The sequence below is a fragment of the Prevotella intermedia ATCC 25611 = DSM 20706 genome, assembly GCF_001953955.1.
Taxonomy (GTDB): Bacteria; Bacteroidota; Bacteroidia; order Bacteroidales; family Bacteroidaceae; genus Prevotella; species Prevotella intermedia.
Window position 1 is genome coordinate 776,261 of record NZ_CP019300.1, and the last position, 15,382, is coordinate 791,642.

Sequence of the window (15,382 nt, forward strand, 5' to 3'; positions counted from 1 at the left end):
TTCTATAAATGTTTACTTCTGACGTATAAACACGTTGATTGGACAACCGTTGAGGTTCCAACGCTCGCGTATCTTGTTTTCCAAGAAGCGGCGATAGGATTCTTTTACGTACTGAGGCAGGTTTGCATAGAACACAAACGATGGTATCTGCGTGTTGGGCAACTGCGAACAGTATTTTATCTTGATGTATTTGCCCTTTACCGATGGTGGAGGCGTTTCCTCTATGATGGGCAACAGCACTTCGTTGAGTTTGGTTGTGCCAATGTGCATGTTTCTATTCAGATACACTTGCTTTGCTACATCGAGTATCTTGAAGATGCGTTGCTTGGTGAGTGCCGATGCAAAGATGATGGGAAAGTCTACAAACGGAGCCATACGCTCGCGAATGGCATTCTCGAAAGTCTTGATTACCTTTTGGTCTTTGCTCTCTACAAGGTCCCATTTGTTTACAACTACCACCAAACTCTTGTTGTTTCGCTGAATTAACTGGAAGATATTCATGTCCTGCGCCTCAATTCCGCGCGTGGCATCAATCATCAGAATACACACATCAGAGTTTTCAATGCTGCGAATAGAGCGCATGACGGAATAGAATTCAAGGTCTTCTGTTACCTTGTTCTTGCGGCGGATACCTGCTGTATCAACAAGATAGAAGTCGAAACCGAACTTATTGTAACGCGTGTAGATGCTGTCGCGCGTTGTGCCGGCTATCTCTGTAACGATGTTGCGGTCCTCGCCGATAAAGGCATTGATGAGGCTCGACTTGCCAGCATTAGGGCGTCCAACGACGGCAAAGCGTGGAATTTCGTCTTCAAGTCCTTCATCGGGCACGTCTTTCATACGTTCAAGGAGCAAGTCGAGCAGGTCTCCCGTGCCACTACCAGTCTGTGCGCTGATGCAAACAGGGTCGCCAAGACCTAAACGGTAAAAGTCTGCCGACATATAGTATTCGCCACTGTTGTCTACTTTATTGGCAACAAGGATTATAGGGAGCTTCGTGCGGCGAAGGATTTGTGCCACATCTTCGTCCCAGTCGGTAACTCCCGTTTCGTTATCGACAACAAAAAGCACCAAGTCTGCCTCTTCCGTAGCCACTAAAACCTGCTTGCGGATAGCATCTTCGAATATGTCGTCGGAATTAACAACCCAGCCACCAGTATCGACAACTGAAAATTCGCGTCCGTTCCATTGGCATTTTCCGTATTGGCGGTCGCGCGTTGTGCCTGCCGTATCGCTGACAATGGCACGGCGGCTTTGGGTTAATCGGTTGAAAAGTGTAGACTTACCCACGTTGGGGCGGCCTACGATTGCTACTAAATTTGCCATTTATTGATGGTCTTTCCCACGCTGAGAAACATCTCAAGGGGTCAAGGTGAGGTCTGCACCTTATGAATATTTGCCGAAGATGACCACGTCTCCAGCCCTCGCACTGTGCGAGAGTTCGCCCTACATACAGTCAGGGCGTTGCTTGTTGTTTCGTTTGGCTTCTTTCCTTATTCAGGATTGTAGCCGAAGTTGCCCAACTCTTTCTGTGAGTTGCGCCAGTCCTTGTCCACCTTAACAAAGGTTTCCAAGTATATTTTCTTGTCAAAGAACTTCTCAAGGCTCTTTCGTGCCTCGGTAGAAACCTTCTTCAATGCCTGTCCCTGATGCCCGATGATGATGCCTTTCTGGCTGTCGCGCTCCACATAGATAACAGCATTGATGTGTATTTTCTTTTCGTCTTCCTTGAAACGCTCTACCACAACTTCAACAGAGTAGGGCACTTCCTTGTCGTAATAGCGAAGAATTTTCTCTCGGATAATTTCCGATACAAAGAACTTTGCAGGCTTATCGGTCAGCTGGTCTTTGTCGAAGTACGCCGGACTTTCGGGCAACAGCTCTTTAACGCGCTTCATCAGCGTGTCGGTACCGAACTTGTTCTTTGCCGAAATAGGCAGAATTTCTGCCTTGGGCAGCAGTCCGTGCCACTTTTCAACAAGAGCGACGAGTGTCTTTTGGTCGCTTTCATCGATTTTATTGATGAGCAAGATAACTGGAATTTGCATTTTTGCCACCTTCTCCAAGAAGTCTGTATTCTTCTCTGGTTTCTCTATAACGTCGGTAACATAGAGCAGAATGTCGGCATCGGCAAGGGCAGACTCCGAAAACTGCAGCATTATTTCCTGCATCTTGTAGTTCGGTTTCAGCACACCGGGAGTATCGGAAAACACGATTTGCATGTCTTCCGTATTCACAATGCCCATAATTCGGTGGCGAGTAGTTTGTGCCTTGAATGTTGCAATGCTGATTTTCTCGCCGACGAGTTGGTTCATCAGCGTGCTTTTACCCACGTTGGGGTTGCCTACTATGTTTACAAATCCAGCTTTGTGCATATCTTTGAATTAAAAAACGCACCTATCTTTGTTTGCAAAGAAAGATGCGTTAATCTTTTGTTATATACGAACTAAGAATTTTATTTCTTTGCCACTGCAGAAGCTCCGTCGTATGCCCACTTGTAGTAAGATGCGCCGTGAACAAAGCCTGCACCAAAGGCTGTGAATACAATGTTATCGCCTTTCTTCAGCTTAGCTTCCTCGTCCCAAAGTGCAAGTGGAATAGTTGCAGCACTGGTGTTGCCATAGTGCTGAATGTTGATTATCACTTTTTCCAATGGAACATTGGCACGCTTTGCCACAGCTTCGATGATTCTGAGATTGGCTTCGTGTGGAACAACCCACGCAACATCGCTTTCTGAGAGGTTGTTGCGCTTCAAAATTTCCATAATGTCGCTGCTCATGCTTGTTACAGCATACTTGAAAACCGTGCGTCCCTCTTGATAGAGATAGTGTAAGCGACGGTCTACTGTAAACTGAGATGTAGGACAGACAGAGCCACCTGCCTTCATGTGCAGGAATGGCAGACCCTTGCCATCGGTACGAAGGAAAGAATCCTGTACGCCAATGTTTTCTTCGGTAGTTCCTTCAACAAGAACTGCTGCCGCACCATCGCCAAACAATACGCACGTCTGACGGTCTGTGTAGTCTACAATCGATGACATCTTGTCGGCAGCTATAATGATAATGCGCTTATAGCGTCCGCTCTGTATCATCGTTGAAGCTACGTCGAGCGTATAAAGAAATCCGCAGCAAGCGGCAGAGAAGTCGAAACCAAAGGCATTCTTCAAGCCTAACTTGCCTATAACGATAGAGGCGGTTGATGGAAATTTATAGTCTGGAGTTGTTGTTGTAACGATAAGTGCATCAATGCTGTCGGGGTCGGCTCCTGTTTTCTCTAAGAGCTGCTTTGCCGCCTTGCGCGCCATATAGCTTGTACCAAGTCCCTCCTCGGTTAAGATTCGGCGTTCCTTGATGCCCACACGTTCCATAATCCATTCATCGGTGGTATCGACCATACGCGACAATTCCTCGTTGGTGAGGATATAGTCGGGTACATAGCCGCCGATACCAGTGATAATGGCATTTATCTTCTCCATTCTCGTTTACTCTTCAGTTTCGTGTTCGATAGCAACCATACCACGATAGTAGCCGCAACTTGCGCAAACTGTGTGGTAAACGTAGTAATCTCCGCAATTAGGGCATACTGCCAATGTTGGAGCTTCTGCTTTATCGTGAGTTCTTCTTTTGAGTGTACGAGTCTTTGACTGTCTTCTTTTAGGATGTGCCATAATTCTTTAAACGTTTAATATTTTTTATTTTTTTAATTTTAATAGGGCTTCCCAGCGCGAATCCATAGGTTTCTCGTCTTCCGAACCGCTTCGGGCGGCAGAGTGTTCCTCAAGGGCTCTTATCATAGCAGGGTTGCATTTTCCAGGTGCATGCACATGCTTGATAGGCAGAGCAAGAAGTATAAATTCGTAGACGAACCATGAAACATCGAGTATTCCTTCGTTCTCGGCCACCGTAACAAGGTCGTCGTCTTCTGAGTATGCGTTTCCAAACTTAGCTTCAAGACGCTGTTGCGTCTCGATAGGTTGCTCCATATCGTCCAAACAAAGGTCGCACGGCAGTACAACCGTTCCTTTTTCGTGGAAATCGAGTGTGAAGTAATCGTTCTGCGTGCGTACTATCTTTAACGAAACGTGCACGTTTCCGCGACTCACTTCGGGAGCATCAACTGCCTTAAAGTAAGTATCGTCAAGGTCGAACTCGAAGCTATTCAAGCCGTCGGCAAGACCCTTCAAATCTATTTTAAGGATATCCAAGTCCATAATCGGTGTGCAAAGTTACGAATATTTTTCTGATATTAAGCAAATTAAAAGCAAAAATTATATATTTGGCTATTTGCAAGAAGTTTTATAGCGACAACTTCACATATTTTATTTTATAGGTGGAAAGAAGGCAATAAAGGTGTAAATATTTTTCAAAGAAACATCTTTTACTTAACTCGCTTGTTATCAGTGTGTTGCAAAACCTATTGTTTTGCGTTCCAAAAGCGTAGGTTTTGCACGGTAAAAGCGGCTCTTTTGCATCGCAAAACCTACGCTTTTGCAATGTCAAAGCGCAGTTATCACTTTTTAACAGAATTATCTTTACAAAACGGAAGCGGAAATTCGGTGTTCCCTTTCGATAGTAAAGAGGAAATGAACCTACAAATAATAAGGATTATTCGTTTGATTTCAGTTCTATTCTGAATGTGGTTCCCTTGCCCAGTTCGGAACTTTTCACAAAGATTTTACCGTTATGGTATTCCTCCACAATGCGTTTGGCAAGACTTAACCCCAAGCCCCAACCACGGCTTTTGGTGGTGAATCCGGGGCGGAATACATTGCGCATATCTTTCTTTTTTATGCCTTTGCCCGTGTCGCTGACCTCTACTATAACACGTTCGCCAACGGTTTCTACACGTAGCGTAATTGTTCCCGACTCGCCGCCCATAGCATCGACCGCATTTTTACAAAGGTTTTCTATTACCCATTCGAACAGCGAAGCATTGAGGCGGATAATTATATCGTCGGCAGGAAATACCTTTTTCAGCTGGATAGTCTTCGATGTGCGACGGTCCATATAGTCGATAACGTGGTCGAGCACTTCGCTCAGACTCACTGGAACGGCTTCGGGCAGCGAACCAATCTTCGAGAAACGGTCGGCAATGAGCTGCAACCGCTTCACGTCTTTGTCCATTTCGGGCAGCAAATCGTCGTCGGGATAGGTTTCCTTCAATATGGTAGTCCATGCCATAAGCGACGAAATGGGGGTGCCAAGCTGGTGGGCTGTTTCTTTGCTAAGACCTACCCAGACCTTGTTTTGCTCTGCTCGCTTCGATGTAAGGAGCGCAAATATAGCCACCACGACGAAGAGCATTACCACACCCAACTGCACGTAGGGATAGAGTGCCAGTCGTTTCAGCATCAGCGAATCGTCGTAACACACGTCGATATATTCGTTTGAAGCGTCGGAAAGTTGTATTCTTATGTTTTGCTTGTTGCTTTTCAGGCGTTTTGCCATAGCCGATACATACAACAAACTGTCTTTGTAGTTCTTGGCATTGATAACGACGTTGCGGAAGTCGGTTACGTTTTCATCGTTGTCGAGCACCACGACGGGAATGGTATTGTTGTCGTTGAGCACTTTCAGAACCAATGCAAGGTCGGTATTTTCGTCGGCTTGGCTCAGTGCGCGCATCGCCTCTGCCCACACTTCCATCTTAGTGCGTTCCTGCCGAGCCAAATCTTTCGTAAGGATATTCGATGCTACCAACGACACAACTGCAATTGCAATTGCCGCCACAACAAGAATTATCTTTACCTGCCTTATTCTATCTGTCCATTGCATAACGCTTATATAAACGACTGAAAACCGATTTTATTGTATGCCGTTATGCCCTCTTTGGCACGTATGGAAACAATAAGGGCGCACCTGAAATTCAGGTACGCCCTTGTAGTGTAAGTTTAATGATAACCGAATTAGAGGCAAGTCATCACTTTATAAAAACCTTCTTGGTTGTTCCGTTAGAAGACTTCACGATGTTCAGACCTTTCTGCAAGTGCTGGAGTCTGTAACCATCGACTGAATAGTACGTCTCGGTGGTGTTGTCGTTGACGGTGGCATTCTCGATACCTGCATAGACTACTTCGGTAGTCAGTGGGTCGCTTGAATACTTCTTGCCATCTTCCTCGTATACCATTACTACTGAAAGCTTCTTTATAGAAGAGTCGTAGAAGTGCAACAGACGCTGGTCGTCTGCTATCTTAATGTCTTCATTCTTCTTGTCTTGATAGTTGAAAGGAATATTAATCATATCGTTATCAATGTAGAAGTATTGAGATTTCTTGAACTCGAAAGGTTCTGTGTTATCACCAATGTAGACATTATAGTACATCTTGGCGGGGTCGAGGTAGTTGCCATCAACATCTGCGTTCTTTACATAGAAAGCCAATGTAATGGTGGTCATCGAGTAGTCGTAGCTTTCAACAGCCGAACAGTAGTGCAACTTCGGTGTTTCTGGCTTGGCAGCCTTCTGTTGGTATGGAGTCAGAACCAAATTTTCAAGATTTTCGAGGTCTTCTGTCGGAATATTCTTCGCACTGCTCTTACCCATTATAATCTTGAGTATCTTGTCGTTGGTGAACGCACCCGTTGTGCTGTTGATGTTAAATTCGAGCTTTTCGGCAATGGTTGTAGCATCGTTGTAGGCTGCTGCGAAAGCGTGATACTCTGATGGGTCGCTCGAATACTTCAAGAAATCTTCTTTTACAGCTTTGCCAAGATACTGGTTAGTCAGCATAACAGCCTTGTTGCCGTCTTTTGTAAGCTTCACCCAAATGTCGGCAAGTTTCTTGCTTTTTGAAATTCCTTTCAAGTAAATGTCGTTACCGTCGATTGCAGCCTCGATAATGCGTGGAGATGTTTCACCCTTGCAAGTAAGCGTGTACTGTTTTTTGGCAGCCGAAGCAGGAGGTGTAACAAGCTTGTCGGTGAGAGGTTGGATAGTAACAGCCCAGTCGCCGTAACGACTTTCCCACATATTCTTGTTGTCTACCATTCCCAATATTTCGTCCTTAGAACCAGCTCCTAACATCGTAAGTGTAGAACCGTCCCAAGTGTACTCCATATAGTTCTTGCCTGCTACAACAACTTCGTACTTGTTGTTGTCTTTGATTGACATACGGTTAAGCGTGAATATACGTTCAGAGTTGCCCGAATCCTCATCGTCGTCGCCACTGTTGTCCTTGTAGATTACTTGAGGCAGCTTTGCCTTGTACTTTCCGTCGCTGACCTTTTCTAATTTCAGCCAAGACTTACTATTAAGTCCTGAAAGAGGATTGTAAATGTAAAGGCAACCATCATCGCCTTCCACAATTTTAGAAACCAAACCTTCGTATCTACCGACGTCTGTGCCTGTCCAGCCTTTCTTTACCCAAGAGTCGCTGCTACGGTACATATTATCGATTAATTTTCCTTTTGGTGTGTCTACTATCTGTGCTGAAGCCGTGAGGCTCAGTGCTAATGCGCAGATAGAAAATAAAGTTTTTCTCATAATTCTATATATTTTAGATTAGATAAATAAATAATTCATTCATTTTATTTTAGAAATCATATCCAAGTCCAAAGGTGCAATAGCTGCTTCCAGCATCAACAGTTTTCAGCATATAAGCTCCGTTTATGCGCAGTCCGCGATACTTAACGCCTGCACCCATGGTAAAGTGGCTGAGGTTGTGGTCGCCATATTCGTAACCTGCCCGCACCGACACCATATTATTATAGGTGTATTCGAGTCCGCCACCAACCATAAACACTTTAGATTCTGATGGCTGGAAGAAATATCGTGTAGACAATGCTGCACCAACTTGGTGCTTGTCTGCCATATCAACCGACAATGCTCCACCTACTGCAACGTGTGTAGGCATTGAAGCCTTGTAGCCGTTGCCGTAATCGAGTTTAGGACCTATTGCAGCTACCTTGGCATCTACCATGAAGTTTGCAGCCTTGTTTGCTATCGTCATATCGTTGTTCTGATAGGAAGCTCCTACGGTAAATGCGCCACCATTGGCATTTTTTGAGAGGTGGCTGAATATGATATTTCCCATTGCATAGGCTGAAAAGCCTTTACCTATCATATAAGCATAACCAAAGTCGATGGTCCAATCGTAGGGCTTGTACTCTTTGGTTGGCTCTCCAAGCATATTAGAACCTTTGAACTTTAGTCCACCTGCATAGCGGAAACCAGCAAATGCTGCGTGTCGCTTGGCAAACTTATAGCCCACAGTGGCTGTGTATAGCCCGAATGTTCCTTCAATACCTTCTTCCTTTTCGTATATGGAAGCAGAAGCATCTGCTGTAAATTTCTTATCCACGCCGAAGAGTGCAGAAGGATTATTGTATAAGTACATTCCCTCAGCAGCTACCGAGGCATTGCCCATAGCAGCTGTTCTTGCATCGGTATTTGCAGTTAATATAGGAAGAGTCTGCCCTTGGGCATTAGCCTGCGTAGCACCGAAAAGTGCTGCGCAAGCAATTATGATGATGTGTTTTGACTTCATACTCGTTGTAATTATCGTTTAATGAACATTTGGGTGTATTTGCCCTTACTCGTATGTACGGTAAGTTTGTAAGTTCCAGGGTGTAGTTTGGCAAGGTCAAGCGTAGCTACATTGTTCTTGTCTGGAGTTACGGTAGCTTTTATTACTTGCTCCCCTACGGTAGAACTGATAACAAACTCTGCCTGTTTTACTTCAGGGTTGAGCAGAGCATTGATGTCTTTCTTCACTGGAATCGGATAAACTGCATAAACAGGAGCAGACTTTTTCTCAACGACACGAATTTGGAAAGAACCTTCAGAAGAGGTTTGGTGTCCGTCTGATGCAAGAATGCTAATGCGGGTTATACCCTTTGCCAATGGCTTTAGCTGAAGAACGTCGTTGCTAATTTCAGCTGTGGCAATGTTGCCGTTTGAAACATTGGCTTTGTAAGAAAGCGGATTGCTGCCACTGTTCGTATAATGTCCCTTCAAAGGAATGTTCACAGCACCTTCGTCTAATCCTATTATATAGTTGTCGAATGGATTCTCCAACTTCGGAGGCATATACTTGAAAATCTTAAATGTAAAGCTCTTCTCTGATTTTGCTCCTAAGTCGTCTGAGAAAACAAACGTACAAGTGTGGCTGCCAGCTTCAAGAACGGGTACGATTGTAACGGTTACAGTAGATTTGTTTACTGTGTACGATACGCCTTTGGTCTCGCCAGTAGTCTTTAAATCCCATTCGTGCCCATCAGGGTCAGCAACTTTGAAGCTGAAAGTCTTTCGGTCATTGTTGTTCAATTCGATAACTCCTTCTGGGAAATCAGTAGCTTCTGGAGCATGGTTGAGTTTCGTTGTACATTTCTGAATAGCAGGTTCTGAGAGGTTGCCCCAACGGTCTACTGCCACTACGGCAATGCTGTATGTCTTGTTATCTTTAAGATTGTCGAAAGTAAACTTAAGCGTTTCGCCTAAATTGTGTCCCATACCATTTATTTCCTGATAGTTCATATCCTTGAGATTATCAGCTGTCAGTTCGTTGGGACTGATGTACAATCTATAGAATGCTGCGGTCTTATCCTCATCTTTTGCAATGCTCCATTCAGCAGTAATATCCACGAAGTCTGGCGTAAGGGTCAATGTTCCAACCTTCTCTGGTGCAATCTTTGTATCTGTTTCAAAGGCTGCTTCAGCATCGATATATCCTTTACCTAACTTTCCTTTATATATAGGATTTATTTCGTCAATGTTGAAAGGTCTGTATGCAGTAATCAAACGTGTCTTCAGTTCTTCATTGGTGAAACCTTGCTTTCCGAAATACGACGCAATAAGTCCTGCAATACCAGATACGTGTGGACAAGCCATCGATGTTCCTTGTAGATAGCCATAGCCTGAAGCTACTTTAGCCTTTGGCATAGTACTCAAGACACCTCCTTCTGTTCCGAAGGTTTCTTGGTCTCCGCCTGGTGCCATAATGGTAACCCACTTAGCAAAGTTACTATAACTTGCTTTGGTGAAATCCCAAGCCATTGCCGAAACAGAAACAGTGGGAGCATAGCAAGCTGGATAAGCAGAAAACTCTTTGTTCTCATTGCCTGCAGCAAATATAACAACACCGCCCTTCATTGGAGAGTCTGGTCGTTGCTGACCTGCAGCATCGCAACCTGCCATCTTGATGAAATAGTCGATAGATTCTTTTAGTAATCTCGGCATTTCAGTAACATTGGCTGTTGATGAATATCCCCAAGAGTTCTGACAGATGACTGCTCCATTGTCTGCTGCGTATTTAATAGCAGCCGCTGCGTCGCCTTGCTCGTTCTTCTTTCTGAAAATCTGGCAACTCATAAGTCGTACACCGCTTCCTGCAGAACCATCGCCACCTGCTACGCCTGCAACACCCTTTCCGTTGTTGTTGCGTGCACCAACAGTACCAGCAACGTGTGTGCCGTGTCCGTCGTCGTCAGGTTCGATTTTGCCTCCAACAACACCGTCTGCCGTTACGAAGTTGTAACCGTAAACGTCGTCTACAAAACCGTTACCGTCATCATCAACATTTGGTTGGCCGTTCTTTTCCTTTTCGTTTATGTAGAGGTTATCCACCAAATCTTCGTGGGTAATATCAATACCACCATCGACAATGGCAACAATAACATTGCTCTTACCTGCTGTGTACTTTTCCCATACAGGCTTTACGTTACAGTCAGCTCCTTTCTTTGCGTGTCCGCTTACAGAACCATCGTTGTAATAATGCCACTGTTTTGAAAGATACGGGTCATTAAAGACACCTGCAGCATCTTTCATTTCTGCGCTCGCACTTGAACCATTATAGGGCTTTGCTGTAACTTTTGGACGCTCAATGGGCAGAACACGTTCTGCATACTCTATTCCATTCACTTTGTTGAACTGTTGCAGTACAGCTGAAACGTCTTTGCTTTCGTCGAAATAGATGGTGTACCAACGGTCGAGACCCTCTGCCACTGTTCGTGCTTCATAGATTCCTGCAGGCTTGAAAACTCTTTCCATTTTATAGGCACCTGAGTATTTCATTGCAGAAGCCATTGCAGAAGGAATATTCTGCATTTCTACATTCCCATTAGGAGAGCTTGGTATAACGTGGTTGGTTCCCTTTGCCAACTTTACATTAATGCAGCCTTTTACTGCAAAAATATCCTTGTCAATGGTAACAGAGCGTGTATTGGAATTGGTTGCGTCCAAATCCAAGCTATCTTGACACGATGTTGTGAGCATCATACCAAAGATTGCACACACACATATATATATAATAGATTTTTTCATTACTATTCCTTTCAATATTATTTCCTTGGATTGTGTTTCTTAAGCATACTCTCTACCTTTGCCAGCGTTTCTTGCTTGCTTCCAGCAAATACATTCGGTTTGTAAAGTACGCCGATTTGCATTACTGGCTGTCCTTCATTCACATCGGCAAACTTTTCGCCAGAGATAGCCAATGTCAGATAATCAGAGCGACGGGCATAGACGTGGAACTTGCCAGTATAGCCTACAAACTCAAAGTTATTTGAAGTAAGCAACTTGTCAAACTCACGTGTTATAAACCATTCTTTACCATGTTGCCATATACCTAAGTTCGGTTGGCTGAAGCTCAGGCTATACTGTTCAACACTTCCCACCATTTCTTTTGGAGCAGGATGTTCTCCACCACGGGTGTAGAAGAAGTATGTGCGAGTTACCAATATTGGGTCTGTTGTCTTGTAGACGATAGCCTCGATTTCCCTGTTCTTAGAAATCTGTCGTTTAACTTCTTCGCTGTTCTGGCTCTTTTCGTAGTCCTCTACTGCACTGACTTTTTGGTCTGCTTTATTCAGGAGATGGAGCGGACCAACTTGAAGCTCTTTGAATGTCTCGTATTCTTTGTCTTGAATGTGCATCTGATAGAAGAACAACACGACACTATTGTTACTTTCCAAAATATCTACGTCCATCGTTATAAGCTCTTTCTCATTGACGTAGTGGTTAGGATCCTTTGTATCTCTTACATATCCATTTGCTTTTACGAAATCTTGGAAAGCCTGCGTTTTCACAGATTCGACACCTTCTCTGGTCAGTGAACGTGTGAAGATACGGGTAGGCATAAAGTATTGTGTGTCGTGAACATAGAATACTTCCTTGAATAAAGGTGACGGTGTCTTGAAAGTATAACTTTCCTCGTACAATCCTAATTGAGGGTCTGGGGCACCATACTCTGAAAGCAAACTTCCACGGCGATACTCAAAGTCCATCATCTTATGAAGACTGAAAGGGGCACCAGGGTTGCATGCCAATATGAAAGTAGCCACACCTGGTTGTTTTACAACCACCTCTTTGTTCTTTCCTGCATTTGATATTGTAAGCGTTATGCTTCTTTCTATTGCACTGTAATTTGTCTTGGAAATGAACTTCAAGGCATTCTTCTTCTTGATAATCTGCAACCAATCAGGTTTTTCGCTCTGAACCATTTCGTACATATTACTTTCCAAGTTCACGTCCACAATGGTTGTGCCTCCTGCTTGTGGCAGGATAATTTCACCATTGGCAATTTCCAACGAAAGGTCGGCAGCACTTTGGTTTACCATTATCTTTTCAACAGCCAAACCGCCATCTACAAGAATGTAGCTGCTTCTTTCCGTTCCACTCGTATTGGCATCAACTTTTACGACAAACTCGTTTCCGTTTTGGGTGATGTGTATCCAATTCTTGGGAGTTGTTGCAATCCATTCTTTACAGTTCGTGTTCACTGTAATGGTCTTCTCGCCAATCTGATTGGTAAACTTTATCTCCTTTTCAGAGACGCTCAGCTGCGGTTGTTCGAAATCGACACTCTCGGCGCAGCCTGCCACCATTGCTAATAGCAGGCATACAGATGAGAGTCGCAGCAGTTTATATAAATTCATTATACGCATATCGAATAAAATTTAAATAAGGTATAACCACTTAATTAAAACTTCAACACTTTCTTTACTTTCATAAAGTTCTTCATCATCTTCCCTTGAGCCTTCAAGCCCTTGCTGCCTCCGTTGAATACTGCCTCGTCGTAGTTGTAAAGTAATGCGAGAATAGGAACGTTGTTGTCTACTACAGATGTAACAGCAATGAGCAGATGGTCGCGTTCGCGAGCAAAGAAGTGGGTGTTGTCTACAGAACGAAGGAAAGAGAATCCTTCTTCTCCAAGTTTCTTCTGGAGCTCTTTCGTTACAATCCATTTGTTTCCGTACTTCCATAAACCAAGGCTGGTATCCTTGAAGAGAAGAGCACCAATCTGTACGCTTCCAAGTTTTTCAGGAGCCTTTCCGTCCTTATCGGTTGTATAGAATATGTGGATACGTCCATAAGCAGCACTTGGGTCTGCATTTGCCTTCAGCGTGTATTGAAGCTGTGAAACTTCAGTCTTCTTAAATTCGTTATAACTGCGTTCTTCTTCTTTGCTTCCTGCATTCTTTTCAAATTGCTCAACTTCAGGTACCTTTACTGTTGCTACCTGCAAGAGTTCAATTGGATAGTAAGGCATTTTCTCAAAAGTCTTGTATTCTCCAATCTGCTTTGTAATTGGCTTAAATGTAAGGTTTACACCTTGGTTACCGGGCTTTTCAGATATATAAATCTTCAACGACATAAGCTCTTTCTCGTTCGTGTACTCTCTGTCTGATTCAGAATTGGTGCGTACATATCCGCTGTCGGTGAGGAATTTCTCGAATGCTTTATTCTTAACGGCTTCTACAGCATCGAGTCCGTCGCCAACTGTAACAATCTGCGAAGATGTAACGCCGTCAGGGCTGTAATACTGTATCAAGGTAAATATTGGCGATGGGGTAATGAATGTGTACATTTCCTCAAGTCCAAAGCCTGGCATAGCAGTTTGATAATCGCGTAAGTAGCTGCCACGTTCAAGTTCGTATTCCATAATTTTGTGGGCATCTTGTGGCATACCTGGGTTGATTGGAAGGATATAACGTTGTATGCCCGACTGTGAAACAACGATTTCACGAGTCTCGCTTCCACTCTTTGCATATAGTTTTACCTCACGTTTCTGATAAGTATCGTTACGCTTGGCAATCAATTTTATCTCTTCATCACGCTTCATTATCTTAAGCCAATCTACTTCTTCGCTGGTTGTAATGTCGTAAACCGATGAATTGGTTGTAACATCAACCACCTTTTCTCCACCCATCTGAGGAAGATAAATTGCTGTTGGTGTAATATCAAGCACCACGTCGGCTGCACTTTGTTTTACTTCTACCTTACCAGTAGCACCGTTGGCATTCACGAGAACGTAGCTTGTGCGGTCGGTACCCATCTTGTTTTCAGCAACTTTTATTTTCAGTATGTTGCCATCTTGAAGCACCGACACCCAATCACCCTCTTGAGGAGATGAGGCAATCCAGTTACTTTGGTTAGTAGTTACGCTGATGTTTCTTTCACCAACTCCTTTGTCAAAAGTTACATTGTTTTCTGAAAGAACCAATGTTGGTAACTCAAATTCGTCTTCCTTTGCGCAAGAGAACAGGCAAAGAAGAATTCCACCTAAGAATAGGGGAAAGATTGTCTTTTTAAAATCCATACTTTTCAAGGTTTTATTTGATATGAAATTAATATTTAAAGATTAGACTGATATATGCTAAAAGAGCTAAGCAACTTGTGCACATAACGTGAATTTTTACATTCAAATTATTATGCATATTTAGTTTTTATTTAGATTTTGCATCGCAAATATACTAATAAATGAGGATAAAAACAAATCTATTAGTTAAAAGAACTTAACGATTTAATATTTATTATACACTTCCTCCTCTGTATTGTATTATTTAACAGTATTTTATTTGTATTGCTAATTATTAATTCTATTTGCTTTGTCATACCTTTTATAACTGTCTTTTCTTTTAGAAGAAATGCGCACAGCGTTGCCCATAATGTAGCTTTTGTTGTAACAAGTGGGTAATAGGGTTTATCTGTGTGGGTGCAAAATGAAACTCAACATTATCCTTTCTCTTCTTTTTCTGTTTACTTGAATTTACAGAAAGCAGCAACAAAGTTGCTGTCTGGTTAATTCTCATAGTTACTTGTTTACTTGTATAATTATAATTTTCAGCTGCAAACTTATCTGTTTTTAGCGGAATAGCCAAGTTTATCTGCATATATTTACTGTCTACTAAAAAAAATACTCAATAATAATGATACGTCAGCAGTACCGATAAAGGCTTCAGTATAAAATTAAGTAGAGAAGTAGTTGCTCTTTTGGGACGGTTAAGGCAGATTTTCGATAAATCCTTTTAGTTTTGTAAAAATAATTCTCTTAAAAAGTGATAACTGCGCTTTGGCATTGCGAAAGCGGCTCTTTTGCGCTGCAAAACCTACGCTTTTACCGTGTAAAACAGCCGCTTTTGGAATGCAAAACAATAGGTTTTATAAT

At 43.1% G+C, this 15,382-nt stretch carries 12 protein-coding genes; all 12 read right to left on the bottom strand.

Translation table 11 applies throughout. The features are described from left to right. Positions 1 to 12: 12 nt before the first annotated feature. Complete coding sequence (der, locus tag BWX39_RS03200; RefSeq protein WP_028904946.1) at positions 13 to 1,326, bottom strand: ribosome biogenesis GTPase Der; 1,314 nt, start codon at positions 1,324 to 1,326, stop codon at positions 13 to 15. Positions 1,327 to 1,493: 167 nt separating this feature from the next. Then, complete coding sequence (gene era, locus BWX39_RS03205; protein WP_028904945.1) at positions 1,494 to 2,375, bottom strand: GTPase Era; 882 nt, start codon at positions 2,373 to 2,375, stop codon at positions 1,494 to 1,496. Positions 2,376 to 2,455: 80 nt separating this feature from the next. Then, positions 2,456 to 3,475 carry a beta-ketoacyl-ACP synthase III gene (locus BWX39_RS03210; RefSeq protein WP_028904944.1) on the bottom strand — a complete coding sequence of 340 codons (1,020 nt, stop codon included), beginning with the start codon at positions 3,473 to 3,475 and terminating at the stop codon, positions 2,456 to 2,458. A gap of 6 nt (positions 3,476 to 3,481) precedes the next feature. After that, the gene (gene rpmF, locus BWX39_RS03215) at positions 3,482 to 3,667 is read right to left on the bottom strand and encodes a 50S ribosomal protein L32 (protein WP_004365469.1); all 186 of its coding nucleotides are present in this window, start codon (positions 3,665 to 3,667) and stop codon (positions 3,482 to 3,484) included. Between the two features lie 24 nt (positions 3,668 to 3,691). After that, positions 3,692 to 4,210, bottom strand: a complete 519-nt coding sequence (locus BWX39_RS03220; protein ID WP_028904943.1) for a YceD family protein — start codon at positions 4,208 to 4,210, stop codon at positions 3,692 to 3,694. 394 nt (positions 4,211 to 4,604) lie between these two features. Next, complete coding sequence (locus BWX39_RS03225; protein WP_028904942.1) at positions 4,605 to 5,774, bottom strand: sensor histidine kinase; 1,170 nt, start codon at positions 5,772 to 5,774, stop codon at positions 4,605 to 4,607. Between the two features lie 145 nt (positions 5,775 to 5,919). Next, a complete protein-coding gene (locus tag BWX39_RS03230) occupies positions 5,920 to 7,479 on the bottom strand; it encodes a hypothetical protein (RefSeq protein WP_028904941.1) in 1,560 nt (519 codons plus the stop codon). Positions 7,480 to 7,528: 49 nt separating this feature from the next. Beyond that, positions 7,529 to 8,482, bottom strand: coding sequence for a PorV/PorQ family protein (locus tag BWX39_RS03235; protein WP_028904940.1), 954 nt, complete (start codon positions 8,480 to 8,482; stop codon positions 7,529 to 7,531). Positions 8,483 to 8,493: 11 nt separating this feature from the next. Beyond that, positions 8,494 to 11,256 carry a S8 family serine peptidase gene (locus tag BWX39_RS03240; RefSeq protein ID WP_028904939.1) on the bottom strand — a complete coding sequence of 921 codons (2,763 nt, stop codon included), beginning with the start codon at positions 11,254 to 11,256 and terminating at the stop codon, positions 8,494 to 8,496. 17 nt (positions 11,257 to 11,273) lie between these two features. Next, positions 11,274 to 12,878 carry a BACON domain-containing protein gene (locus BWX39_RS03245; RefSeq protein ID WP_028904938.1) on the bottom strand — a complete coding sequence of 535 codons (1,605 nt, stop codon included), beginning with the start codon at positions 12,876 to 12,878 and terminating at the stop codon, positions 11,274 to 11,276. Between the two features lie 35 nt (positions 12,879 to 12,913). Then, positions 12,914 to 14,533, bottom strand: a complete 1,620-nt coding sequence (locus BWX39_RS03250; RefSeq protein WP_028904937.1) for a BACON domain-containing protein — start codon at positions 14,531 to 14,533, stop codon at positions 12,914 to 12,916. A gap of 319 nt (positions 14,534 to 14,852) precedes the next feature. Then, a complete protein-coding gene (locus BWX39_RS03255) occupies positions 14,853 to 15,107 on the bottom strand; it encodes a hypothetical protein (RefSeq protein WP_036860264.1) in 255 nt (84 codons plus the stop codon). Positions 15,108 to 15,382 lie beyond the last annotated feature (275 nt).